Origin of the sequence: Stenotrophomonas sp. CASM106, from assembly GCF_049384825.1 — a bacterium.
GTDB lineage: Bacteria > Pseudomonadota > Gammaproteobacteria > Xanthomonadales > Xanthomonadaceae > Stenotrophomonas > Stenotrophomonas muris.
In genome coordinates, this window is sequence record NZ_JBMRFS010000001.1 from 280703 (window position 1) to 302168 (window position 21466).

24 protein-coding genes are annotated in these 21466 nt (G+C 66.7%); 16 read left to right on the top strand and 8 right to left on the bottom strand.

The window, feature by feature from the left end:
• Positions 1-43: 43 nt before the first annotated feature.
• Genes VG556_RS01275 through VG556_RS01285 form a run of 3 tightly spaced genes read left to right on the top strand, consistent with a single transcriptional unit; the run spans position 44 to position 3417 of the window.
• Complete coding sequence (locus VG556_RS01275; protein WP_100450078.1) at positions 44-1528, top strand: MFS transporter; 1485 nt, start codon at positions 44-46, stop codon at positions 1526-1528.
• Between the two features lie 16 nt (positions 1529-1544).
• On the top strand, positions 1545-2582 hold the full coding sequence (locus VG556_RS01280; RefSeq protein ID WP_049439693.1) for a glycoside hydrolase family 43 protein: 1038 nt from the start codon (positions 1545-1547) through the stop codon (positions 2580-2582).
• A complete protein-coding gene (locus VG556_RS01285) occupies positions 2572-3417 on the top strand; it encodes an aldose epimerase (protein WP_041863456.1) in 846 nt (281 codons plus the stop codon). The genes VG556_RS01280 and VG556_RS01285 overlap by 11 nt, the downstream gene beginning before the upstream one ends.
• 113 nt (positions 3418-3530) lie before the next feature.
• Here VG556_RS01285 and VG556_RS01290 read toward each other — a convergent pair whose 3' ends face one another.
• The 4 genes from VG556_RS01290 to ptsP all read right to left on the bottom strand — a co-directional run bounded on the left by VG556_RS01290 (position 3531) and on the right by ptsP (position 10054).
• Complete coding sequence (locus VG556_RS01290; protein ID WP_100450077.1) at positions 3531-4784, bottom strand: carbohydrate porin; 1254 nt, start codon at positions 4782-4784, stop codon at positions 3531-3533.
• A 13-nt stretch (positions 4785-4797) separates the two neighbouring features.
• Positions 4798-6504 carry a PTS fructose transporter subunit IIC gene (locus VG556_RS01295; protein ID WP_049407380.1) on the bottom strand — a complete coding sequence of 569 codons (1707 nt, stop codon included), beginning with the start codon at positions 6502-6504 and terminating at the stop codon, positions 4798-4800.
• Between the two features lie 86 nt (positions 6505-6590).
• Positions 6591-7547: a 1-phosphofructokinase family hexose kinase gene (locus tag VG556_RS01300; protein WP_100450075.1), complete on the bottom strand. Its 957-nt coding sequence runs from the start codon at positions 7545-7547 to the stop codon at positions 6591-6593.
• Positions 7544-10054, bottom strand: a complete 2511-nt coding sequence (gene ptsP, locus VG556_RS01305; RefSeq protein ID WP_100450074.1) for a phosphoenolpyruvate--protein phosphotransferase — start codon at positions 10052-10054, stop codon at positions 7544-7546. The genes VG556_RS01300 and ptsP overlap by 4 nt, the downstream gene beginning before the upstream one ends.
• 157 nt (positions 10055-10211) lie before the next feature.
• Between ptsP and VG556_RS01310 the strand changes: the two genes are divergently transcribed.
• From VG556_RS01310 to VG556_RS01320, 3 genes are all read left to right on the top strand, one after another.
• A complete protein-coding gene (locus VG556_RS01310) occupies positions 10212-11195 on the top strand; it encodes a LacI family DNA-binding transcriptional regulator (RefSeq protein WP_014647193.1) in 984 nt (327 codons plus the stop codon).
• Positions 11196-11566: 371 nt separating this feature from the next.
• Positions 11567-11977 (top strand): Rap1a/Tai family immunity protein, encoded by a 411-nt coding sequence (locus VG556_RS01315; RefSeq protein ID WP_032955980.1) that lies wholly within the window; start codon positions 11567-11569, stop codon positions 11975-11977.
• A 121-nt stretch (positions 11978-12098) separates the two neighbouring features.
• Positions 12099-12332 carry a hypothetical protein gene (locus VG556_RS01320; protein ID WP_014647190.1) on the top strand — a complete coding sequence of 78 codons (234 nt, stop codon included), beginning with the start codon at positions 12099-12101 and terminating at the stop codon, positions 12330-12332.
• A 7-nt stretch (positions 12333-12339) separates the two neighbouring features.
• Here the strand turns inward: VG556_RS01320 and VG556_RS01325 are convergent, their stop codons facing one another.
• The 3 genes from VG556_RS01325 to VG556_RS01335 all read right to left on the bottom strand — a co-directional run bounded on the left by VG556_RS01325 (position 12340) and on the right by VG556_RS01335 (position 13840).
• Entirely contained in the window at positions 12340-12909 is a 570-nt protein-coding gene (locus VG556_RS01325; protein ID WP_111144289.1) for a cysteine hydrolase family protein, read from the bottom strand.
• Positions 12910-12912: 3 nt separating this feature from the next.
• Entirely contained in the window at positions 12913-13551 is a 639-nt protein-coding gene (locus tag VG556_RS01330) for a DUF6766 family protein (protein WP_111144290.1), read from the bottom strand.
• 100 nt (positions 13552-13651) lie between these two features.
• Positions 13652-13840, bottom strand: coding sequence for a hypothetical protein (locus VG556_RS01335; protein ID WP_014647187.1), 189 nt, complete (start codon positions 13838-13840; stop codon positions 13652-13654).
• Between the two features lie 148 nt (positions 13841-13988).
• On the opposite strand from VG556_RS01335, the gene VG556_RS01340 reads away from it, so the two are divergent.
• The 8 genes from VG556_RS01340 to VG556_RS01375 all read left to right on the top strand — a co-directional run bounded on the left by VG556_RS01340 (position 13989) and on the right by VG556_RS01375 (position 19808).
• On the top strand, positions 13989-15152 hold the full coding sequence (locus tag VG556_RS01340; RefSeq protein ID WP_049407369.1) for a zinc-dependent alcohol dehydrogenase: 1164 nt from the start codon (positions 13989-13991) through the stop codon (positions 15150-15152).
• 10 nt (positions 15153-15162) lie between these two features.
• On the top strand, positions 15163-15666 hold the full coding sequence (locus VG556_RS01345; RefSeq protein WP_014647185.1) for a hypothetical protein: 504 nt from the start codon (positions 15163-15165) through the stop codon (positions 15664-15666).
• A gap of 102 nt (positions 15667-15768) precedes the next feature.
• On the top strand, positions 15769-16710 hold the full coding sequence (locus tag VG556_RS01350) for an acyl-CoA dehydrogenase (RefSeq protein WP_111144291.1): 942 nt from the start codon (positions 15769-15771) through the stop codon (positions 16708-16710).
• Entirely contained in the window at positions 16698-17456 is a 759-nt protein-coding gene (locus VG556_RS01355) for a PIG-L deacetylase family protein (protein WP_032955969.1), read from the top strand. The genes VG556_RS01350 and VG556_RS01355 overlap by 13 nt, the downstream gene beginning before the upstream one ends.
• Positions 17453-18040 (top strand): class I SAM-dependent DNA methyltransferase, encoded by a 588-nt coding sequence (locus VG556_RS01360; RefSeq protein WP_049407363.1) that lies wholly within the window; start codon positions 17453-17455, stop codon positions 18038-18040. Before VG556_RS01355 ends, VG556_RS01360 begins: the two co-directional genes overlap by 4 nt.
• A complete protein-coding gene (locus VG556_RS01365; RefSeq protein ID WP_080281816.1) occupies positions 18037-18768 on the top strand; it encodes a glycosyltransferase in 732 nt (243 codons plus the stop codon). The genes VG556_RS01360 and VG556_RS01365 overlap by 4 nt, the downstream gene beginning before the upstream one ends.
• A 77-nt stretch (positions 18769-18845) precedes the next feature.
• On the top strand, positions 18846-19274 hold the full coding sequence (locus tag VG556_RS01370; protein ID WP_049407359.1) for a BLUF domain-containing protein: 429 nt from the start codon (positions 18846-18848) through the stop codon (positions 19272-19274).
• Positions 19275-19409: 135 nt separating this feature from the next.
• A complete protein-coding gene (locus VG556_RS01375; protein ID WP_423179958.1) occupies positions 19410-19808 on the top strand; it encodes a BLUF domain-containing protein in 399 nt (132 codons plus the stop codon).
• A 16-nt stretch (positions 19809-19824) separates the two neighbouring features.
• Here VG556_RS01375 and VG556_RS01380 read toward each other — a convergent pair whose 3' ends face one another.
• Entirely contained in the window at positions 19825-20217 is a 393-nt protein-coding gene (locus tag VG556_RS01380) for a response regulator (protein ID WP_100450073.1), read from the bottom strand.
• A 203-nt stretch (positions 20218-20420) separates the two neighbouring features.
• Here VG556_RS01380 and VG556_RS01385 point away from each other — a divergent pair, with 203 nt between their 5' ends.
• The gene (locus tag VG556_RS01385; protein WP_100450505.1) at positions 20421-20765 is read left to right on the top strand and encodes a hypothetical protein; all 345 of its coding nucleotides are present in this window, start codon (positions 20421-20423) and stop codon (positions 20763-20765) included.
• Between the two features lie 159 nt (positions 20766-20924).
• On the top strand, positions 20925-21446 hold the full coding sequence (locus tag VG556_RS01390; RefSeq protein WP_100450072.1) for a ferritin-like domain-containing protein: 522 nt from the start codon (positions 20925-20927) through the stop codon (positions 21444-21446).
• The last annotated feature ends 20 nt before the right edge of the window (positions 21447-21466 follow it).

Here is a 21466-nt window from a genome sequence, read left to right on the forward strand (position 1 = left end):
CGATTTCCCTCCGCCCAGATCCCTTTTCCAGGACGTCCGCTGCATGGCAAGCACTGAACACGCGCTATCGATACGCGAGAAGCTCGGCTACAGCCTGGGCGATCTCGCCGCCAACCTGATCTTCCAGACCCTGATCACCTACCTGGCGTTCTTCTACACCGACGTCTACCGCCTGCCAGCTGCGACCGCGGCCACGATCATCTTCGTGGTGGGCCTGCTGGGTGCGTTCGTGTTCACGCCGTTGATCGGCATCGCGGCTGACCGGACGTCCACCCGTTGGGGCCGCTTCCGGCCGTGGATCCTGTGGACGGCCATTCCCTTTGGCGTACTGTCCCTGCTGGCGTTCAGCACGCCGGACCTGGGCGAGCGCGGAAAGGTGATCTATGCACTGGCCACCTACGCGCTGCTGGTGTGCGTGTACGCAGCGAACAACCTGCCGTACTCGGCGCTGAGCGGCGTGCTGACCGGCAGCATGGCCCAGCGCAACAGCCTTTCGGCCTACCGCTTCGTGGCCGTGATGATCGCGCAGTTCATCATCCAGGTGCTGCTGATGCCGCTGGTGCTGATCCTGGGTGACGGCGACCGGGTGCGCGGCTTCGAGCAGGTCATGACCGCATTCGCCATCATCGGCACGGCGTTCTTCCTGATCACGTTCGCCACCACCCGCGAACGCATCGTGCCGACGCGTGAACAGACTGGCGGCATAGTGCAGGACCTGTCGGACCTGCTGCACAACCGCCCGTGGCAGGTGATGCTGGCCCTGACCGTGCTGGTGTTCATCAACCTGGCATTGAAAGGCGGTACCTACATCTATTACTTCCAGTACTACATGAGTGAAGCGGCGCTGGCCGGCTTCCTTGAAAACTCGGGGTTCAACGGCCTGGTCAGCGCGTTGAATGCTGCGCTGGCCAGCGCCGGCTTCGCGGCGTTCACCTGGCCGAAGGACGCGGCCACCTCGGCGTTCAGCCTGTTCAACGCGTGCGGCATCCTCTGCATGATCCTGGGTATCGGCGCGTCGCGACGGCTGGCGGACCGCTTCGGCAAGCGCGACGTCTTCGGTGGCGCCCTGTTTGTCTCGACCCTGTTCCTGCTTGCCTTCTACCTGTTTCCACCCACGGCGGTGGCGGTGGCGTTCGGCGCCTTCATGCTGCATGGCTTCTGCTATGGCATCACTATCCCGCTGCTGTGGGCGATGATCGCCGACGTCGCGGACTACTCGGAGTGGAAGAACCATCGGCGGGCAACCGCGATCATCTTCTCGGCGATGCTGTGCGGGCTGAAGATCGGCCTCAGCGTGGGCGGCGCGCTGGTCGCCGCGATCCTCGCCCACTACGGCTACCAGGCCGGCCTGGCGCAGCAGCCTGAGGCCGTGGTGCAGGGCATCCGCCTGACCGTGAGCGTCTACTGCTCCCTTCCTTTCCTGCTCGCCGTGGCGCTGCTGGTCTTCTACAGGATCGACAAGCGCACCGAAACCCGCATCGAGCAGGACCTCCACCTGCGTCGCCGTTCCGCCGACGCCTCCGTGTAACTCCAAGATGACGACCATGATCGACCTCTCTGCCGGCGAAGACGGCCAGGCCAGCGAAGCCCGTCTTGCGCAGCTCACCGCGCACGCCATTTCGCAACCGCTGGTGACCCACATCTATACCGCAGACCCTTCGGCGCATGTGTTCGAGGGGCGCCTGTACATCTATCCGTCGCACGACATCGACGGCGGCCAGCCATTCGACGACGAAGGTGGCCACTTCGGCATGCAGGATTATCATGTGCTGAAGATGGATACGCCCGACGGCACGGCCGTCGATTGCGGCATGGCGTTGCATGTGCGCGACGTGCCCTGGGCCCGGAAACAGATGTGGGCCCCCGATGCCGCCTGCCGTGATGGCCGCTACTACCTCTACTTCCCGGCCAAGGATGCCGAGGGCCGGTTCCGCATCGGCGTGGCGATCGGTGCGCGGCCGGAGGGCCCGTTCGTGCCCCAGCCGGAGCCGATCAAGGGTGCGTACTCGATCGACCCGGCCGTGTTCGAAGACGAGGATGGCAGCCACTACCTGTACTTCGGCGGCATATGGGGCGGGCAGCTGCAGAAGTATCGTGACAACCAGTACAGCGAGGCCCACGAGGAGCCCGAGGGCAGCGCACCGGCGCTGGGCCCGCGCGTGGGCCGCCTGGATGCCGGCATGACCGAGCTGGCCGAACCCACCCGCGAAGTGCAGATCCTGGATGAGCATGGCCAGCCGCTGCGCGCGGACGACCATGCGCGCCGCTTCTTCGAAGGTCCGTGGCTGCACAGGTACCAGGGTCGCTACTACCTGTCGTACTCCACTGGCAACACCCACCAGCTGTGCTACGCCATCGGCGACAGCCCGTATGGACCGTTCACCTACGCTGGCGTGATCCTCACCCCCGTGGTCGGTTGGACCACCCACCACTCCATCTGCCAGTTCGAAGGACAGTGGTACCTGTTCTATCACGATGCACTGATGTCCGGCGGCATCACCCACCTGCGCTCGGCCAAGTGCACGCCGCTGCACATGGAGCCGGACGGAAGCATCCGCACGATCAACCCGTATGGGGCCTGAGCGGATGCTGCCGGTGGATGATGCGCTGGCTCCGCTGCCAGCCGGCGAGCTGCACTGGCTGAGGTGCGGCGAACTGGAGGTTGCGTTCGCCGCAGGGGCGGGCGGGCGCGTGGCGCACCTGCGCTACCAGGGCGTGGAATGGCTGGTGGATGCGCAGCAGGCAGGCCCGGCGGCGATCGCGTGGGGCTGCTACCCGATGGTGCCGTGGGCCGGGCGCATCCGCCGTGGACAGTTCCATTTTGACGGCAGGCCGCATCGGCTGCCGCTCAACTTCGACGGGCACGCCATCCATGGGGTGGGTTTCTCGCGACCCTGGCGGATCGACCGCTTGGACGCGGCGGCAGCCCGGTTGTCGCTGGAGCTGCCGAGCGACGGCTACTGGCCTTTCGGTGGCGCTGCCGTGCTGGACCTGCAGTTGCAGGCTCACAGCCTGCAGATGGACCTCTCGGTCCAGGCCGGCGGCCAGGCGATGCCGGCGGTGCTGGGCTGGCACCCCTGGTTCCGGAAGCCGGAACGACTGCTGTTCAGTCCTCGCTCGATGTATCCGCGGGACAGGGAAGGTATTGCCACGCTGCCCCGCGTGGAGCCCACCACCGGCCCCTGGGATGACTGCTTCATCGCCGACGGTGACGTCACGCTGATACGCGAAGGCCAGCACCTGCGGCTGAGGTCGGACCACGACCACTGGGTGGTCTACGATGGTACGCCGCACGCCACCTGTGTCGAGCCGCAGAGCGGCCCGCCAGATGGCTACACCCTGGCACCGCACCGGCTGGAGCCCGGCCAGCGCCTCGCATTGACATTCGAACTGGCGTGGGCGGCGGACAGCACCTGAAACCCCGGCCAGGGCAGGCGATCACCCGGGTGCCGGGCGGTCGGTACGCCGCCTGGACCGGCCGTGGACCCGGTGCCTGACACGGGCCGCGCCCCAGGACCACCTGACATTTCCTACAGGTTCCAGTCGATCCGCATGCCCGCGATCAGCGCATCCGGCAGGTCGTGCTGGCGTGCGGGCTCATTGAACTGGTCGGGGTGCACGATGTAGTGCAGGTTCGGTGCAACACGAAGCTGCGGGGTGAGCTGGATGCCGTAGCTCAGCTCCATCATCACCTGGCTCCCGTGCGGGGTGCCGCTGCCACCGGCTGCGGCGCGGGCGAGGCGCAGGTCTTCCAGCGCGATGCTGCTGTACTTCTGCTGGGTCACGACGAAAGCGATGCTGTCCTGCGGCCGCCGGGCGAACGTGCCTTTCTGCACCAGCCCGGCCTGCAGGAAATGATCCTCGATCAACTGGCCGGAGGTGCCCTTGAGCGCCGCACCGAAAAGGGTCACGCCGCGGCCGGCACCATCACTGGTGAGCTGCTGCTCGAAGCGGGCGAACGCACCGGAGCGACCGTGACGCGTCGCGTACTCCTGGCCACTGAGCAGCGCGGGAATGCCGTTGGCATCGCGCAGCGGATCGCGATAGGTCGAGTTGTCCTGCCAACCACCGAGTTCGTAGCGGGCTTTCAGTCGTGCCGAAGCAGGGCTGCGCCAGCCGATCGTGTAGGGCACGATCCAGCCGGTGGCCTGGTTCGTATTCCACTTCAGGCCATGCTGGCCATCCTCGGCCTGGCTGGGATCAACCTGGTAGGCGCCGACGCGGACATAGACATCGGGCGTCACCCAGGCCGTGGCATCGGCCATCCAGCTCGATACCGGCCACCAGGTGAAACTGCTGGTGCGGAATACGTAGGTCGGGTTGCCACAGGCCGAGTTGCCCTGGAAGTACTGGCACAGGTCCGAACCCAGGTGGTGGATGTTGGCGACGCTGCGCCCTGCTTCCAGCACCAACCGGTCGTTGAACAGCTTCTGTTCGAGGGTCAGGTTGGCCAGGCGCGTGCCCTGGCCGCCGTAGATTTCCTGCACCGAGGTGCTGTTGCCTGTACTGCTGTTGGCGAGATTGGTGCCATGGCGGTTGATGCCGTAGGCCTTGACCGTCGCACCTCGCCAGCCAAACGCCGCGTCCAGGTCCACGTCGGCACCGAACATCAGCTGGCCGGCATAGGCCGTGCCGCTGCGCTTGCCACCGTCGAGCGTGGCGGCCGCTTCGCCGGTGTAGGCGAGCTTCGGAGCGAAGACGTCGCTCGCGTCGGCGGCTGCGGCCAGTGATGGCAGGGCCAGCAGGATCACTGTCGGCAGCAGGCGGCGGGAAGGGGAGGTCATGGGCGGGTTCCTTTTACAGGGTGGGAGCCGTGACCGGCTTCTTGAGCATGCGCAGCGCGATCGCGGTGACGGCGACGCCGGCCACGAGTGCCAGCAGGTAGATGCCAAGGTGGGTGACTGCGTTCGGGATCGGCAGCACGAACACGCCGCCATGCGGCACCTTCAGTTCGACGCCTGCGGCCATCGAGATCGCACCGGCCACGGCAGAACCAAGGATCAGCGCCGGAATGGTGCGCAGCGGATCACGCGCGGCATAGGGGATCGCGCCTTCGGTCACGAAACTGAGACCAAGCACGCCAGCGGCACCGGCCGTGCCACGCTCCTCGGCAGTGAAGCGGTTGCTGAACAGCCATGTCGCCAGTGCGATACCCAGCGGCGGCGTCATGCCGCCGATCATCGTCGCCGCCATCGGCGTGTAGACCTGGCTGGAAATCAATGCGGTAGAGAAGGCGTAGGACGCCTTGTTGACGGGGCCGCCCATGTCCACCGCCATCATGCCGCCCAGCAACAGGCCAAGCAGGATCGCGCTGCTGCCTTGCATGCCGCGCAGCCAGTCGGTCAGCCAGGCCAGCAGCCCAGCCACCGGCGTACCGATCACATACATCATCAACAGGCCGACCAGCAGCGTGCCCAGCACCGGCAGGATCAGCACCGGCTTGAGGCCTTCCAGGCTGCGCGGCAGGCGCAGCGCACGGTTGATCCAATGCACGCCGTAGCCGGCGATGAAACCGGCCAGGATGCCGCCGATGAAGCCCGCATCCATGTTGACTGCCACCAATCCCCCGATCATGCCCGGGGCGATGCCCGGGCGATCGGCGATGGAGTAGGCGATGTAGCCGGCCAGTGCCGGCACCATCAGCATGAAGCCGGACTTGGCGCCGATCTGGAACAGCGACCAGGCCAGCGTGCCCTTGTGTGCATCGTCGAAGGCATAGATGCCGCCGAGCGCGAACGCCAGTGCGATTAGCAGGCCGCCGGCAGTGACGAACGGCAGCATGAACGACACGCCGGTCATCAGGTGCTTGTAGGGGCCGGTGACCCTGGCCTTCTCGGTGGTGCGACCTGAAGCCACCCTGCCGGTCTGCACGCCAGCCTCGGCCAGCGCCTTGCGGATCAGGTTCTGGCCGTCATTGATCGCCGGCTTGGTGCCGCTCTTGAACAGGCGTTTGCCAGCAAAGCGCGACAGATCGACTTCGCGGTCGGCGGCGATCAGCACCAGGTCGGCGGCGGCGATTTCGTCGTCGCTCAACGCGTCCTGGGCGCCGACCGAGCCCTGGGTTTCCACCCGGATCGCGTGGCCCAGTGCCTTGGCCGCCTGCTGCAGGCCTTCGGCCGCCATGAACGTGTGGGCGATGCCGGTCGGGCAGGAGGTGACGGCGACGATGCGCTTGCCCGCGTCATCCCTGGAAGGGGGTGCCGATGCTGCGGCGAGCTGCGCCAGCACGGCGAGCGGGTCGTCCAGCACTTCACCGAGGCCGGCGCGCACGATCTGGGCATTGCCGAAGCGGGCGCTGTCCGCCTCGCCGTCACCCACCAGCAGCAGCTGCGTTGCGGCGGCAGCCTGCGCGTCGGACAGTGCCCCGGTCACGCCCTGATTGCTGCGGATTTCGATCGCCAATTCGACCCTTTGCTGGCGTGCGGCGCGGCGCAGCGCTTCGGCGGCAAGAACGGCCTCGATGCTGCGTTCGCCAGCGGCGATGACTACGGTGGAAGCTTGCATGGCAACTCCTGGAATTCTTCGGGTTCGTCCTTGCAGCAGGGGCCATCGGTGGCCCAAGGCCAGCCGCAGCCCCCTCTGCAGGGGTTTCAATCCAACCGCTCGATCAGTACATCGCCGGCCCACGCGCGCACCTGCGCCGGGTCCAGCCGTCGCGCGTCGCCACTCTCCAGCCGGCTCATCGAGAACGCCGTGGCCAGTCGCGCACAACTGGCCAGGTCGGGGGAGGGCTCCAACAAGGCGGCGGCGATGCCGGCGACCATGGCGTCGCCGGCACCGACCGTACTGCCCTGCGCCAGTCGCGCCGGTCGTGCGACCAGGGCGCCGCTGCAATCAATGAACAGCGCGCCGTCGGCGCCCATCGAGATCGCTACGAGTGCAACTCCGCGTTCGACCAGGGCCCGGCCCGCGGCGCGCAGGGCGCTGCGATCCAGCAGCGGCGTGCCGGCCCAGGCCTCCAGTTCATGGCGGTTGGGCTTGACCGCGTAGGGCAGTGCACCCTGTGCACCACTCAACGCCGCGGCAAGCGCGTCGCCACTGGTATCCAGCAGTACGCGCGCGCCGGCGGCGCGCACCTGCGCCTGCAGTCGGGCCCATGCATCGGCTTGCAGCCCGGACGGAAGGCTGCCGGACAGCACCACCGGCAGCTGCGGCTGGAGCAGTGCGTCGAGTCGGCGCGATACCGCGTCCAGATCGGCGTCGCACAGTGACAGGCCGGGCAGGTTGATGTCGGTGGTCTCGCCGTTGGCATCTTCCACCAGCTTGATGTTGGTGCGGGTACGGCCCGGAATGCGCAGACACGCGTCTGCGATGCCCCGATCGGAAAACAGTGCGCTGAACACGCCGTCGTTGCCATCGCCGAGCACGCCCAGCGCAGTGGTCGGCACGCCCCAGTCTGCCAGGCAGGCGGCCACGTTGATGCCTTTGCCCCCAGCGTCGTCGCGGGAACTGCGGGCGCGATGCACGTGACCCGGTTGCAGGTTCGCCAGCCGCACGGTCTGGTCGATTGCCGGGTTCAGGGTAATGGTGACGGCGCGGGAACTCATGCGCGCGCTCCATCGAGCGCACGCACCTGCTCAGCGGTTTCGCAGTCCAGCGCCGTCGCAGCCAGCGTTCGCAGATCGGCCAGCGCGCTGCCACGCAGGCGTGCTTTCACGGCCGGGATGTCGTTCGGGGTCATCGACAGTTCGTCCACGCCCAGGCCGGCCAACAGCAGTGCGCCGAACGGATCGCCGGCCAGCCCGCCACAGACGCCCACCCAGCGCCCATGCAGTCGTGCGCCTTCCACCGTGGCGCGGATCGCGCGCAGCACGGCCGGATGCAGGCTGTCGGCCTCGGCGGCCAGTTCCGGATTCTGGCGGTCGATCGCCAGCACGTACTGGGTCAGGTCGTTGGTACCGATCGAGAAGAAGTCGGCGTGGCGGGCCAGCACATCGCTCTGCGCCGCAGCGGCCGGCACTTCGATCATGATGCCGATCGGTACCCCGGGCGCCTGCAGTGCTGCGCGCTGGCGCTCGCAGATGGCGCGCAGTGCGACCAGCTCGCTCACCGAGGTGATCATCGGGAACATGATGGACAGGCGCGCGCCGTCTTTCGCCGCGCGGTACAGCGCACGCAGCTGCGGTTCCAGCAGGTCCGGCCGGCGCAGCAGCAGGCGCGCGCCGCGCACGCCCAGGAACGGGTTTTCCTCATGCGGCAGCTCCAGGTGCGCCACCTGCTTGTCGCCACCGATATCGAGCGCACGGACGATCAGTGGGCGGCCGCCGAGTGCCTTGGCCATCGCCACATACGTGGTGTACTGCTCATCCTCGCTGGGCGTACTGCCACGTTCAAGGAACAGGAATTCGGTGCGCATCAGGCCGACGCCTTCCGCGCCTTGCTCCAGTGCCAGCGGCACCTGCTCGGGCAGGTTGACGTTGGCGCCGATGTCGATGCGGTGGCCGTCCGGCGTCTGTGCCGGCTGCGCACGTTGCGCCGCTTCACGCTCGCGGATCTGCTGCTGTTCGGCGATCCACGCGCGCGCCGAGGCGAGGTCGGCCTCGGACGGAGACAGGTAGAGCCGCCCGCTGCTGCCGTCGATGATCGCCTCGCGACCGGCGCTGATCGCGAGCAGCTCGCCCCCCCCGGCGACCAGCGCCGGCAGGCCGAGGGTGCGCGAGAGGATGGCGGTGTGCGAGGTCGGCCCGCCCTGCGCGGTGGCCAGGCCAATCACGCGGGTAGTGTCGAGGTTGGCCGTGTCGGACGGCGACAGGTCCGCCGCGATCAGGATGCACGGGTGCGCGGGCAGGTCGGCCAGGCCGCCACCGGCGGCCGACGGATCAAGCTGCGCCAGCACTCGGCGGCCAACGTCACGCAGGTCGGCGGCGCGCCCGGCCAGCACCGGGTTGCCCAGCGCGGCCAGGCCCGAGGCGATGTGTTCGATGGCCTGGTGCCAGGACCATGCGACGCCATGGCCTTCGACCATCAGCTGGCAGGTACGGGTAATCAGGTCGGTGTCGTCCAACAGCGCGGCATGGGCCTTGAAGATGGCGGCGTCCGAGGCGCCAAGCCGGCGCTGGGTGTCATCCTGCAGCGCGGCCAACTGCTGGCGGGTACGTGCGAGCGCGTCCTGCAGACGCGCCCCGCCTTCGCCGAGCGGGGCCGGGCGATCGGCGACCTCGGCCTGCGTGCTGGCCAATACATGCACCGGGCCGATTGCCAGCCCAGGGCTGGCACCGATGCCGACGATGGCAGCCTGTGCCTCGGGCGGATTCCAGCCTGCCACCGGCGTGGCCTTGCGTTGTGCTGCGCGTTCGGCGTCGGCCTTTTCCTGTGCCACCAGGTCCTCCATGACCCTGCGCAGCGCGGTCAGCAGGGCAGGGGCATCCGCCCCCTCGGCAGATACGCTGACGGCATCGCCATGACGCAGGCCAAGTTGCAGCAGCGCGACCAGACTCTTGGCGTCCGCTGCCTGGTCGCCGGCACGCACCTGGGCGCGGGCCGCAAAGCGGCGCGCCGTCTCTGCCCAGCGCGTGGCCGGGCGCGCGTGCAGGCCGCTGGGGTAGGCAATGGTCCAGTCAAAGCGCTCGGCCAGATCGGTGGCCGGTACCTGGGTGGCCGTGATCGCAATGTCGCCGGTCAGCGCGTTGACGATCTCACCCGCATCGGTGGTCGCAAACAGGCGCTGCAGCGTTGCCTCATCCTGGATCAGCCGGGTCAGGCGGCGCAGCAGGGTAATGTGGGTATCGGACTGGGCAGCGATGCCAACCACCAGACGGGTGACCTGCCCCGGATTCCATTCCACGCCTTCCGGCAACTGCAGCACGGCAATGCCATCGCGGCGCACCAGATGGCGGTCCTCGCCAAGCCCGTGCGGGATTGCCACGCCATGGCCGAGGAAGGTGTTGGCCAGCGCTTCGCGCCGTCCCATGCTGGCCTCGTACCCCGGCGCCACGCAGCCGGCCGCGACCAGCATCTGCGCGACCTGGGCGATCGCATCGGTCTTGTCCTGCGCCCGCGCGTCCAGGCGGATCAGTTCCCGGCTGACGGGGGAGGGGAAGGTCTGGCGCGACAAAGGGCGGCTCCGGCAAAAGGATGGCTGGGCATATTGGGAACGTTCCCACCGCCTATTTCAATGTGCACTGCACAAAATGCCAATAGCTCTTTGGCGTTAGCATTGTCCTGAACAGCCGCCGGGCCATGGCAGGCGCACTTTTCCGGGAACGTTTCCAATGAGTATCAGCATCAATGACGTCGCGCGTGTAGCGGGGGTATCCAAGTCCACCGTGTCGCGGGTGCTCGGGGGCGGCCCGGTCAGCGAAGAGGTTCGCGGCCGGGTCGAGGTGGCGATCCGCCAGACCGGCTATCGGCCGAACCTGCAGGCAAGGCGGCTGCGCTCCCGGCACACCGGCATCATCGGGTTGATCGTTGCGGATATCCGCAACCCGTTCTTCACTGCGCTTATCCGTGCGGTGGAGGAGGTCGCCTATCGCGAAGGCCTGCGCGTCACGCTCTGCAACACCGACGAAGACCCCGAGCGCGAGGCGCTGTACCTGCAGTTGATGCACGAGGAGCGCATCAGTGGACTGATCTTTGCGCCCACACGGACCACGGTGGGGCGGCTGGAACGGCTCACGCTGGACTTCCCGACGGTACTGGTGGACCGCGCCGCGGCCAGCGGGTCGATCGACAGCGTGGTGCTGGACAATCCCGCGGCGATGGGCGCGCTGGTCGAGCATCTCGTCGAGCGTGGCTATCGCCGCATCGGCGGCCTGTTCGGCAGCACCAGCACCACGGCGGCCGAGCGCCGCGACGGCTATCTTGCTGCGATGCGCACGCACGGATTGGAGCCGGATTACCGTGAAGTCGAGCCAACGGCCGAGGCCGCCATCGCAACGGTCGACCAATGGCTGGCCGGCCCTTCGCGTCCCGACGCGCTGGTCACCAGCAACAGCCTGCTGCTCATGGGTGCATTGAAGGCGGCACGCAGCGCCGGTCTCGCCATTCCAGGAGAGCTGGCGCTGGCAGGGTTCGACAACGAGCGCTGGACCGAGCTGGTCGAACCTGGCATTACCGTGGTCGAGCAGCCGGTTGAAGACATGGGGCGCGCTGCGATGTCGCTGTTGCTGGAACGCCTGCGCATGCCGGAGCTGCCCGTGCGCAGGCTGGTGATGACGGGAAGGTGCGTCGTGAGAGGGTCGACGGCTGGGCGATAGTCCGGCACCGGCCTGCGGCAGCCGCCAGATGTTGGCGGGTCATGCGTTGTCTGCTACAAGCCAACTGTACGCAGACACAGTGGAGGATCGCCTTGTCAGAGCACTGCTCCGCCTGCAGGCATCCCACCACGATCCTTCCAGATGGCTGGCAGCGCCCGTGCCTTCAGCATCCCGCTGGTCCGACCGGCGACGCATCTCCGGGCAGTGGCGCATGGAAAACGGCCAATACGACGTATTCTGGAAGCCTCTACGATCTCATCGCGTTTCTCGGCCAGCTTGATCGGCTTTGACCTCTGCCGCGTGGCATCCATGAAAGCAACAGCCAGGGCCTCAACATGAAGGGACATCACCAACCCCAGGCGCGCCGCGTCATGCCTCGGCTCCTCGCACTTGGCCTCTGTGCGCTGGCTGGGTCCGCCGTGGCCGGAACAACGCAGCCGGCACGGACCTGGCTTGTCAGCGGCACGGAACTCATCACCCTCCTGCAGGGGAAAGGCGATGACGGGTTCTGCGACGGTGAACAGTGCCGGAGCCTGTCCAGCGCTCGCGCCAGCGGCTATATCCTGGGCGTCGCCGATGCCAGCCGCGGACAGTGGTGCGGGCAGGGCCAGATCCTTCCGCATGAACTGGTCGACCATGTGTCTTCCCATCTCCGGCAACTGCCCCGCGAGCGATTGCAGCAGGATGCGTCGCCACTGGTTGTCGAAGGGCTGCGCACGGCGTTTCCCTGTGGTCGCGGCACACCACGTGGCAACAGTGCCGAGCCCGGCAATGACCAATGAAGCATGCCGCGGCCGCTTGGCGACGATGCGGACGTCCTACACCCTCGCGACACGGTGCATTCACGGCCACCGACATTCGCGCTGCCACACTGCATGTTCCTTCCACAGCACGAGGTGCCCCATGGCTACCTGTGATGTCTGCGGCAACAACTACGACAAGAGCTTTACCCTGCAGCAGGGCGGGCGCAGCGGCACGTTCGATTCGTTCGAGTGCGCGATCCACGCATTCGCACCCCGCTGCGCACACTGCAAATGCGCGGTCATTGGGCATGGCGTTGAAGGAAATGGCCAGATCTTCTGCTGTGCACATTGCGCCGGTCATGCCGGCGTGCAGGGTATAGCCGACCGGGCCTGAGCTGCCTTCAGCGCCTTCCTGCTTCCTGCCCAGAGACAAGCGAAGAAAGCCGCGCGATCCGGGCTGCGCCCGAATCAGTCAGCAGCGCCAGTGCGCGCCGCTTCCGGGAAGGCAGCCCCGCCACGACCTCCGGTGCCAACACGACGTCGAACTCTCTGGCGTTGGCATCCAGCGCGGTGGCCAGAACGCACGAATCGGCCGTCATGCCACTCAGGCACAGGCGGCGCACGCCCAATTTGGCCAGCAGAATCGGCAAGGGACTGGCCAGGAACGCCGAGTGCTTGGGCTTGAGCACGAAGTAATGACCGGGCAAGGGCGAGAGAAGGCTGGCAATTCGCCCCGCCGGACCGCCGTCGCGCCGGCACTGTTCCACCTGCTGGCGGAAATCGCGCTTCCAATCCGAGAAATTGTCATTGGCGTAGATGACCGGCCACCCGCGTTCGTCGAAGTGATCCCTCAGGCGCCGGATCTGCCGGGCCGCCCGCTCTGCCGCGGGCGCCAGCTCCTGCGCGCCCGGGAAATCGAAACGGCTGAACATGTCGATGATCAGCAAGGCCGTCGACGGATCATCTGCCATGGTTCAATCTCCTGTCTGGGTATGCGGCGCCTCGACCGGCTTGGACTGCGGCGAATCTTTCTGGCGCAGGAAGATCGTCAGCACCACCAGAGACAGCACGGCCAGGAATTCGCTTTGCCAGTTCTGCATGGATTCGAACCAGAATGTGCTGCTGGCGAGGTGCTCCACAAAGCCTGGCGGCGGCAATCCCTTCAACTGCTGTTCGGCCTCCTCGGCGCGCCAGCTTCCCAATGCATGCAGCGTAAAGCTGAACAGGAACAACAGCCCGAACGCAATCGCCAGCGAATGACCGTAAAGAATCTTCCACAGGCCACCGCGCCTGACCGGCCAGGGCGTGCGGCCGGGTTCGATGCGATTCTTTTCCTGCGCAGGGTCCAGCGGCCGCGATTCGGCCGAACCGCGCTGGCGCAGGCTGACCGTCAGCAGAACGTACATCCCCATCTGCAGGAATTCGCTCTCCCAGTTCTCGAAAGTGGCGCTGACGAAGTGCCCGGTAGCCAGGTAGTGCCAGAAATCGATCGGTATACGTCCGTGCTCGACCAGTTCCTGGTTGTGCACGTGATGCCCCGCAACTGCCTGCCCCACAATGAACACCAACGTGAGCGCAAGCAGCACCAGCGAGAGACCGTTGCGTTTCCACATGCAACACCTCGTTCAGGCTGTTCCAAAGATCGTCCATGAAGCTTGCGTGGGCAAAGGGCCATGCCTCGTGATTGCTGCGCATCCGGGATGTGAGGCGGACTCAACGCTTTCCCGTCGGATCGGGATCAGGGCGCTCGTAGTCCTCCGGTACCGCCTTGGGGCCGTCGCCGTCGTCGGGCATGTCGTGCTCCTTCCATCTGGCTCGATCGTTGCGCCGTTTGTCCGGCGTGTGCGCTTTTGACTGATCGTCCACATCCGTCGTTGGATTGAAGGGCAGTTTGTCGTTCATGGGCAGCTCCTGCGGCGAGAGAGTGAAGCCTGCGCCGCGCCGGGTTAACGCCACGACGCTGCAGAATGAACGCCGCGCACACCGGGATGTCACTGCAGCCGGATGGCGGCCTTGCGATTCTGAAGACCCGAGCTCCTGGAGCAGCACGATGCAGGCATTGACCTATCACGGCCGCAGGGATGTGCGCGTCGAGACTGTGCCCGACCCGGTACTGGCGGCGGATGACGATCTGATACTGCGGGTGACCGCCACCGCCATCTGCGGTTCGGACCTGCACCTCTACCGCGGCAAGATTCCTGATCTGCACGATGGCGATGTACTGGGCCACGAATTCATGGGCGTGGTGGAAGAGGTCGGCAGCGGCGTGACCCAGGTGAAGCCGGGCGATCGCGTGGTGATTCCCTTCGTGATCGCCTGTGGCGAGTGTTTCCACTGCAGGCTGGCCGAATATGCCGCATGCGAGACCACCAATCCTGGCAAGGGCGCGGCGCTGAACCAGAAAGGGCTGCTGCCTCCAGCTGCTTTGTTCGGATACAGCCATCTGTATGGCGGCGTAGCCGGTGGCCAAGCCGAATTCGTACGCGTGCCGAAGGCCAACGTGGGCCCGTTGCGCATTCCGGAAGGCGTGGCCGATGAGCAGGTGCTGTTCCTGTCTGACATTCTCCCGACCGGCTATCAGGCCGCGCTGAACGCGGGTGTGAAGCCCGGCTCGACGGTGGCCATCTTCGGCGCCGGTCCGGTTGGGCTGATGAGCGCGGCCTGTTGCCGACTGCTGGGAGCAGAGACCATCTTCATGGTCGACCACCTTCGTTACCGCCTGGACTATGCACGCCGTGCTTACGGCGTGACCCCCATCGACTTCAAGGAGATAGAAGACCCGGCCGATTACATCCTTACCCAGACCAGTGGGCGGGGCGTAGACGCCTGCATCGAGGCCGTAGGCTTCGAGGCCGAGGGCAGTGCGCTGGAGTCAGCGTTGACCGCTGTAAAGCTGGAAGGCAGCAGTGGCGTGGCGATACGGCAATGCATCGCGGCAACGCGCCGTGGCGGCGTGGTCAGCATTCCAGGCGTCTATGCCGGCTTCATCCATGGTTTTCTGCTGGGTGATGCGTTCGATAAAGGTCTGACATTCAAGATGGGCCAGACCCATGTGCAGGGGCTGATGCCGGAACTGCTTGACGCAATCATGGAAGGAAAGCTGGATCCGGGTGACATCATCTCGCACCGGATGCGCCTGGCCGACGCTGCGCAGGGCTACGCGATATTCGATGCCAAGGATGACGACTGCCGCAAGATCGTGCTGACACCCTGAGCATGCTGCCATGAGCGCGATTGCCGCCGGTGTCTACGCACTGTGGCTGGCTGCCGGCTGGCTGGACTTCCATTTTCACCGGCGGACCGACCTTCCACACACCTCTGCGATGCGCGAAAGCCTGTTGCATGGGGTGCAGTTGCTGCTGATCGGAAGCGGGGTGCTCGCATGGCTCCTGCTGGAAAACACGCTGTCGCTCGTCACGTTTCTGGCACTTCTGGTCCTCGCGCACGCAATCGCCGGCTACTTCGACACCGTCAGCGCGGACGGCAGACGACGCATCAGCCCGGCAGAGCAGCATGTGCACAGCGTGCTCGATGCCGCGCCGTGGGTCCTGCTGGGCTGGGTGGGCTGGCAGGTCCACCCCCGGTGGTCGCTCGAAGTGAAGCCTGCAGCACCGGGCGTCTGGTGGCTGGTCCTGCTGCCGGCGCTGGGCGTGGTCGTGCTGCCATGGTTGTGGGAGCTGCTGCAGTGCCTGCGCGCACGACGGCAGCGCGGGCAAGCGAGCGCGTGAGGATCATCGCGCAGAGAATTCATGCGCCGGCTACGCCTCCCAGACAGTGATGTGACCGCTTGCCGCCTACGTTCGACATGTCTCTCCATTTCAGGCCCCTTCATGCAGCATGTGACGCCGCCATCCCCGCTGGAGAGCCGCGCTCGCGAGGTAGTGGTCCAGCGGCCCGACCTGCCATTGCCCGGAAGCGGCCTCACGCTGCGGCGGTGGCAGGCGCTGGCGGCATGGGGGGCGGAAGACCTGCGCCTGGCCAAAGTGCTTGAGGCGCACTACGACGCCCAAGCGATCATTGCCGAACTGAACGCGCCCGCCCTGGCTGAAGGCCAGCTACTGGCGGTCTGGGCCGCGGAAGGTCCAGCCAACACACTCCGCTTCGATGTTCACGGTCAGCTCCATGGTGACAAGCCCTGGTGTTCCGGCAGCGCGTGGGTGGATGCGGCATTGGTAACCGTCCGCAACGCGCAGGGCGTGTGGCTGTGCCAGGTGGCAGCGAAGCACTGGCGCACGCTTGCAGATGAGCCCTGGCCGGCCGTTGGCATGGCCGGCGTTCCGTCCACCACGGTGCGGTTCGACGGCGCACCGATGGCGCTTCTGGGAACGCGCGATGAGTACCTGCAGCGACCGGGTTTCTGGCACGGCGGTGCGGGCATCGCGGCAGTCTGGTTCGGCGCGGCGGCCGCCCTGGCCGAGCGCATGCGGCCAGCCTGCACCGAGGGGAATCGCGCGCGATTACTGGGTGAAGTGGACCTCGCCTTGGGCCCGGCGGCGGCGCTGCTTCGCGAAGTGGCGGCGCGCATCGACGCCGCGCCGGAATCGGCGCACCGCGAAGAGGTCGTACGCCTGCGCTGCGTGGTCGAGCGCGCGGCGACGCGTGTCCTGGATCTGGCGGGGCGCGCACTGGGCCCGGCGCCGATGTGCCTGGAAGATGCCCACGCCCGTCGCTGCGCGGACCTGACCGTGTTCCTTCGGCAGAGCCACGCAGATCGCGATTGGGAATGGCTGGGCGGCCAGCGGGCGAGCCAGGAGGCGACATGGGCGCTGTAGCCAGGACACCCCTGCAGGGGGAAGGAACGCAGGAGCAGGCATGGCTGCGCTGCGATTGGCTGTGGCAGCGGCCGGCAACATCGGCCAATGCCCTGTGCGCCGGCCATGATCGCGTCGTGGTGGTCGCACCCCATCCAGACGACGAGATCCTCGGCTGTGGTGGACTGCTACGTCACGCTGCGGAGCAGGGCATGGAGGTACGCGTCGTCGCCGTGACCGATGGCGAAGCGTGCTATCCGGACGAGCACTGGTGGACGCCAGAACGCCTGCGCTCGGCGCGACGCGCCGAGCTTGCCGCAGCGCTGGGCGAACTCGGTATCCGGCCTGGATCCGCGTTTCATCTCGGCATCGCCGACGGCGCGGTCAGTGCGCACGAACAGGGCCTGGAAGATTGGCTGCAGCAGCACCTCCAGCCGAGCGACCTGGTCCTGGCACCCTGGCGCTTTGATGGGCATCCCGATCATGAAGCCGCAGGGCGTGCTGCCTGCAGGGCGGTGCGGACAGTGGGCTGCCGACGCCTGGAGTACCCGGTGTGGGGCTGGCACTGGCTTGACCCCGCCTGCGCACACATGGCGTGGGAGGTTCCCAGGCTGATCGACATTTCAGCAGTGGCTGCCGCAAAACGAAACGCCATCGCGCACTTCCGGACCCAGACCGGCGAGGTGCCGGAATTGAACAGCCCGCCGGTGCTGCCCGCACATGTATTGACCCGATTCTTCCGGAACTACGAGGTATTCCTGGCATGAGCGCGCAACCGTACTTCGATGAACTGCATGAGCAGGAGGATCCCTTCGGCTATCGCAGCCGATGGTATGAAGAACGCAAGCGTGCGCTGCTGCTGGCCAGCCTGAGCCAGCGCCAGTTCATTCGGGGCTGGGAGCTGGGATGCTCCAACGGCGTGCTGACCGAGGCCTTGGCCGCCCGCTGCGAGCGCCTGCTGGCCACCGACATCAGCCCACGCGCAGCGTTCCGGGCCCGCCGCAACCTGGCCCACCTGCCGCATGTGCAGGTCCATTGCGCCAGCCATCCCGAGCAATGGCCGCCGGGCCGCTTCGACCTGATCGTCTGCGGGGAAATGGGCTACTACCTGGGTGCAGCAGCGCTACACGAGCTGCGCGCCGGCATCGATTCGGCCCTTCGCGACGACGGACTGCTGGTCGCCTGCCATTGGTTGCCTTCGTTCCATGGGCGCGCAAGTCGCACCGACGTCGTGCATCGGCGCCTTGGCCAAGGCCTGCACGAAGCCTTCCACTATCGTGATGCGGACTTCGTGCTGCAGGGCTGGACGCGCAGCGCACTATCGCTGGCCCGCAACGAGGGCCTGCGATGATCGGCATCCTGGTTCCGGCCCATGACGAGGCAGCCAGCGTGGAGCGCTGCCTGCAATCGATCCGAAGGGCAGCCCTGCATCCCGGGCTGCACGGCGAAGCAGTGCAGGTGGTGGTTGCACTGGACAGCTGCTCGGATGCCACCGCGTCCATCTGCCAGCAGCAGCGGGTCGATACGGTGCGCCTGGAAGCACGCTGCGTCGGCGTTGCCAGGGCAGCGGCCGCCGCTGAGCTGCTCGGACGCGGTGCGAGATGGCTGGCGAGCACCGATGCCGACAGCGAGGTACCTCCCGAATGGCTGGTTGCCCAGCTTGAGGGCCGGTGCGACGCCTTCTGCGGACTGGTGGACATAGCAACCACCTCCAGGACGGAGAAGCGCCTGCGACGCGCGTTCCAGAAACGGCAGCAGTGGGGCGACGATCATGGGCGCATCCACGGTGCCAATTTCGGCGTCTCCGCCCAGGCCTATCTGGCGGCCGGGGGATTTGCTCCCCTGCGCTGTGGAGAGGATGTTGCACTGGTGAGGAGGCTGCAACGCCTCGGCGCTGACGTAAGGTGGGCCGGCGCTCCCATCGTCATGACCAGTGCCCGCCTGGTGGGACGCGCGACCGGAGGGTTCTCGGCCTACCTGGCCGGAATGGAGGGTGCGCGCCCCCGCCACGGCGGCAGATCGGCGGAAGGTGGGAGCTGGAAGCGCCTCGAAAACCACGCTGAATTGGGCATGATGTGATGTTTTCCCGGCCGGCGTTTACGGTTTCGCCACGATGCCCGTTCTAGAGTGAAGCGCTGGGAAGCAGGAGTGGCACCATGCCGAATCGAGCCATCGTCTACGTCAGCGAGGCCGTCAGTGGATTCTCGCCGGAACGTCTGAAAGCGCTGATGGACGATGCCGCGCGCTTCAATCGGGGCGCAGGGGTGACCGGGGTGCTGCTGTTCGACGGCGAACGCTTCCTGCAGTACATGGAGGGCCCTGCCGATGGACTGGATGTGGCCTTCTCCCGTGTCGCCGGCGCCAGCAGTCACATCCACCTGATCGAACTTGCGCGGGGGCGTGTCGGCCAGCGGCGGCTGCCGTTCTGGCCCATGCGTTGCCTGTCCGTCACTGCAGATGAGCTGCGCGAGATCGCCTGTGCCGACTGGACCAGCTTCATCCAGCGGGCAGCGACCGAACAGGCCGATGCCACGGCGATGGGCAAGCTGCTGCTGATTGTCGAGCCCTACGCAAAGGCCGCCTGAGCCGGAAACCTGTTACTGCAGTGTGCCGCAGGGGAGAGGATGGAGCGAGGCAGGTTGTGAACCGCCTCATTTGGCGCTACGGCAAGGGCAGCATCATGGAAGGGCAGGACACTTCCTGCGTCAGAAGGAATCAACGTGCCCCTCCGCGCAATCGCTTACGCAAGTGAGGCGATACCGGGGCTTTCCATGGACCCTGTGGACGACCTCGCCAGGGCCGCTGCCCGCTTCAACTTCGAAGCAGGCGTGACGGGTGTGCTTCTTTACGATGGGCACCGCTTCCTCCCGTACATCGAGGGACCGGAAGACAGCATCAACGTGGTGTACAGCCGTATCCTCGGTGCCCGCAGCCATTGCGAACTGCTTGAGCTGGGCCGGGGCAGGGTGTCCGGCCGGTTCTTTCCCTATTGGTCGATGCGGCTGCTCTGGACCGACCCTGCCGACATCCGCAGCGTCGCTCGTGGCAACTGGAGCGGGCTCTCCCGTGGTGGTGCGCTGCGCCAGCTGGGCCAGGTGGCAGCCCCACACCTGGCATAATCCCGGCGTCTGCCGCTCAATGCGTGGCAGGGGGCGCGCAGGCGTCTCCCACGACCTGCTGGACGGCTTCCTGCAACTGGTCGATGTGGAACGGCTTGGCCACGAAGGTTGCCCGGCGGTGGCGCAGCGGCACCAGCTGGTCATAGACCGCAGACACGAACAGGTAGGGAATGCCGAGTTCCGCCAGTCGATCGGCCACCGGGAACACCACGCCATCGCGGAGCTCCACATCCAGAACCGCGCCATCGAAACGTTGCGTATCCAGCAACCCCAGCGCATCGAACACGCTGTAGGCGTGGGTCACCCGGCCGCCACCGTCTTCCAGCGCCTGTTCCATCAGTGCAGCCAGATCGAGCTGGTCTTCAACCAGCAGCAGGTTGCACCTGCGCTGGTTCATTTCCGATTGCATGCGCGCATGCCTGTGTTGCCTTGGGAACTGCAGTGTGTGCTGTATTGCATCAACGGCGCGCGTGGGCCGTGTCAGCCCAGCGCGAAGCCGCCTTGCGCACCCGGTGCCGTCGATGCGGCGTGGAAGGCGCAGCGCCTTTTTTGACAGCGCGTTGGCGGCGGGCATGGATACTGCCGCCGTCCCCCAGCACTGGAGCCATGACCATGCCTCGATCCGCCACCGACCCCACCGCCCCCTGCGCATTGCGCGTGGAGTGCATGTCCCTGGATTGCGGCGGCGCTGCGATCGTCGTGGAGCTGGATCGCACCCCCGAACGGGCATGGATGAAATCGCTCAAGCGCGCCCTGCAGGAAGATGACGTGCTGGAGGGTGCCCAGGCCAAGTTCGATGGCCGCTTTGTCTACGTCGTGGGCGTGGAAGGTGGCGCGCACCGTGCGCAGCACCGGGTGATCCAGGCGTTGAAGGCGTCCGCAGGCGCGCGCGCACCCGCAGCAAGCCCCCGTCGCGACGCCGGCAGCGCTGTAGTGTCCGGCGCGATGCCCGCCTGACCCTACGGTCGGCGTTGCCAGTCGCCCGCGGATGTTATGACCGCATCAGCGCCAGGTGCAGCGCGCACGCCCGCCGGCTCACGCCGGCCGACGAGGCAGTGATTGCTGCCTCGCCACCATGGTCTCCGGAGGCATGTCGCCCCACTACCGGAGACCGTGATGGCAGACCAGAACACCGTCCGCAGCGAGCGCCTGCTGAAATGGCTGCAGGATGCCTACGCCATGGAGCAGGAGGCGGAGACCATGATGAAGGCCATGGCTTCGCGCATCCAGAACTATCCCCATCTTGCCGCACGCATCGGCCAGCACGTGCTGGAGACGCAGCAGCAGGCCGCCTCCCTGCGCGAGTGCATTGAAGCGCTCGGCGGAGGCGTGCCCACCGCCAAGGGGCTGTTCGCGAGCATGACCGCAGCGATCCACGCCGCCGGCAACACCCTGATGGAGGACGAGGTCGTCAAGAGCATCGGCATCTCCTTTGGCTTCGAGAACACCGAGATCGCCACCTACCGGGCACTGGTGATCGCGGCCGAGCGGGCCGCCGCGCCGGATATCGCGGCCGTGTGCGGCCAGATCCTGCAGGAAGAGATCGCCATGGCGCGCTGGCTGGAAGAGCACCAGGACAGCCTGGTCGGCGCCTTCCTCAACCGTGACGAAACGCCTGGCGCCCAAGCCAAGCGTTGATCCCGATCCCGCCTGCCATA

What these genes read in the sequence shown, in the direction of transcription:
- VG556_RS01385 (WP_100450505.1), top strand. Translation starts at nt 20,421, where the DNA reads ATGCCTCGATCCGCCACCGACCCCACCGCCCCCTGCGCATTGCGCGTG.
- VG556_RS01300 (WP_100450075.1), bottom strand. Translation starts at nt 7,547, where the DNA reads ATGAGTTCCCGCGCCGTCACCATTACCCTGAACCCGGCAATCGACCAG.
- VG556_RS01345 (WP_014647185.1), top strand. Translation starts at nt 15,163, where the DNA reads ATGAGCGCGATTGCCGCCGGTGTCTACGCACTGTGGCTGGCTGCCGGC.
- VG556_RS01380 (WP_100450073.1), bottom strand. Translation starts at nt 20,217, where the DNA reads ATGCAATCGGAAATGAACCAGCGCAGGTGCAACCTGCTGCTGGTTGAA.
- VG556_RS01365 (WP_080281816.1), top strand. Translation starts at nt 18,037, where the DNA reads ATGATCGGCATCCTGGTTCCGGCCCATGACGAGGCAGCCAGCGTGGAG.
- VG556_RS01285 (WP_041863456.1), top strand. Translation starts at nt 2,572, where the DNA reads ATGGGGCCTGAGCGGATGCTGCCGGTGGATGATGCGCTGGCTCCGCTG.
- VG556_RS01290 (WP_100450077.1), bottom strand. Translation starts at nt 4,784, where the DNA reads ATGACCTCCCCTTCCCGCCGCCTGCTGCCGACAGTGATCCTGCTGGCC.
- VG556_RS01310 (WP_014647193.1), top strand. Translation starts at nt 10,212, where the DNA reads ATGAGTATCAGCATCAATGACGTCGCGCGTGTAGCGGGGGTATCCAAG.
- VG556_RS01340 (WP_049407369.1), top strand. Translation starts at nt 13,989, where the DNA reads ATGCAGGCATTGACCTATCACGGCCGCAGGGATGTGCGCGTCGAGACT.
- VG556_RS01295 (WP_049407380.1), bottom strand. Translation starts at nt 6,504, where the DNA reads ATGCAAGCTTCCACCGTAGTCATCGCCGCTGGCGAACGCAGCATCGAG.
- VG556_RS01370 (WP_049407359.1), top strand. Translation starts at nt 18,846, where the DNA reads ATGCCGAATCGAGCCATCGTCTACGTCAGCGAGGCCGTCAGTGGATTC.
- VG556_RS01335 (WP_014647187.1), bottom strand. Translation starts at nt 13,840, where the DNA reads ATGAACGACAAACTGCCCTTCAATCCAACGACGGATGTGGACGATCAG.
- VG556_RS01280 (WP_049439693.1), top strand. Translation starts at nt 1,545, where the DNA reads ATGATCGACCTCTCTGCCGGCGAAGACGGCCAGGCCAGCGAAGCCCGT.
- VG556_RS01315 (WP_032955980.1), top strand. Translation starts at nt 11,567, where the DNA reads ATGCCTCGGCTCCTCGCACTTGGCCTCTGTGCGCTGGCTGGGTCCGCC.
- VG556_RS01360 (WP_049407363.1), top strand. Translation starts at nt 17,453, where the DNA reads ATGAGCGCGCAACCGTACTTCGATGAACTGCATGAGCAGGAGGATCCC.
- VG556_RS01275 (WP_100450078.1), top strand. Translation starts at nt 44, where the DNA reads ATGGCAAGCACTGAACACGCGCTATCGATACGCGAGAAGCTCGGCTAC.
- VG556_RS01350 (WP_111144291.1), top strand. Translation starts at nt 15,769, where the DNA reads ATGCAGCATGTGACGCCGCCATCCCCGCTGGAGAGCCGCGCTCGCGAG.
- VG556_RS01320 (WP_014647190.1), top strand. Translation starts at nt 12,099, where the DNA reads ATGGCTACCTGTGATGTCTGCGGCAACAACTACGACAAGAGCTTTACC.
- VG556_RS01355 (WP_032955969.1), top strand. Translation starts at nt 16,698, where the DNA reads ATGGGCGCTGTAGCCAGGACACCCCTGCAGGGGGAAGGAACGCAGGAG.
- VG556_RS01390 (WP_100450072.1), top strand. Translation starts at nt 20,925, where the DNA reads ATGGCAGACCAGAACACCGTCCGCAGCGAGCGCCTGCTGAAATGGCTG.
- VG556_RS01325 (WP_111144289.1), bottom strand. Translation starts at nt 12,909, where the DNA reads ATGGCAGATGATCCGTCGACGGCCTTGCTGATCATCGACATGTTCAGC.
- VG556_RS01330 (WP_111144290.1), bottom strand. Translation starts at nt 13,551, where the DNA reads ATGTGGAAACGCAACGGTCTCTCGCTGGTGCTGCTTGCGCTCACGTTG.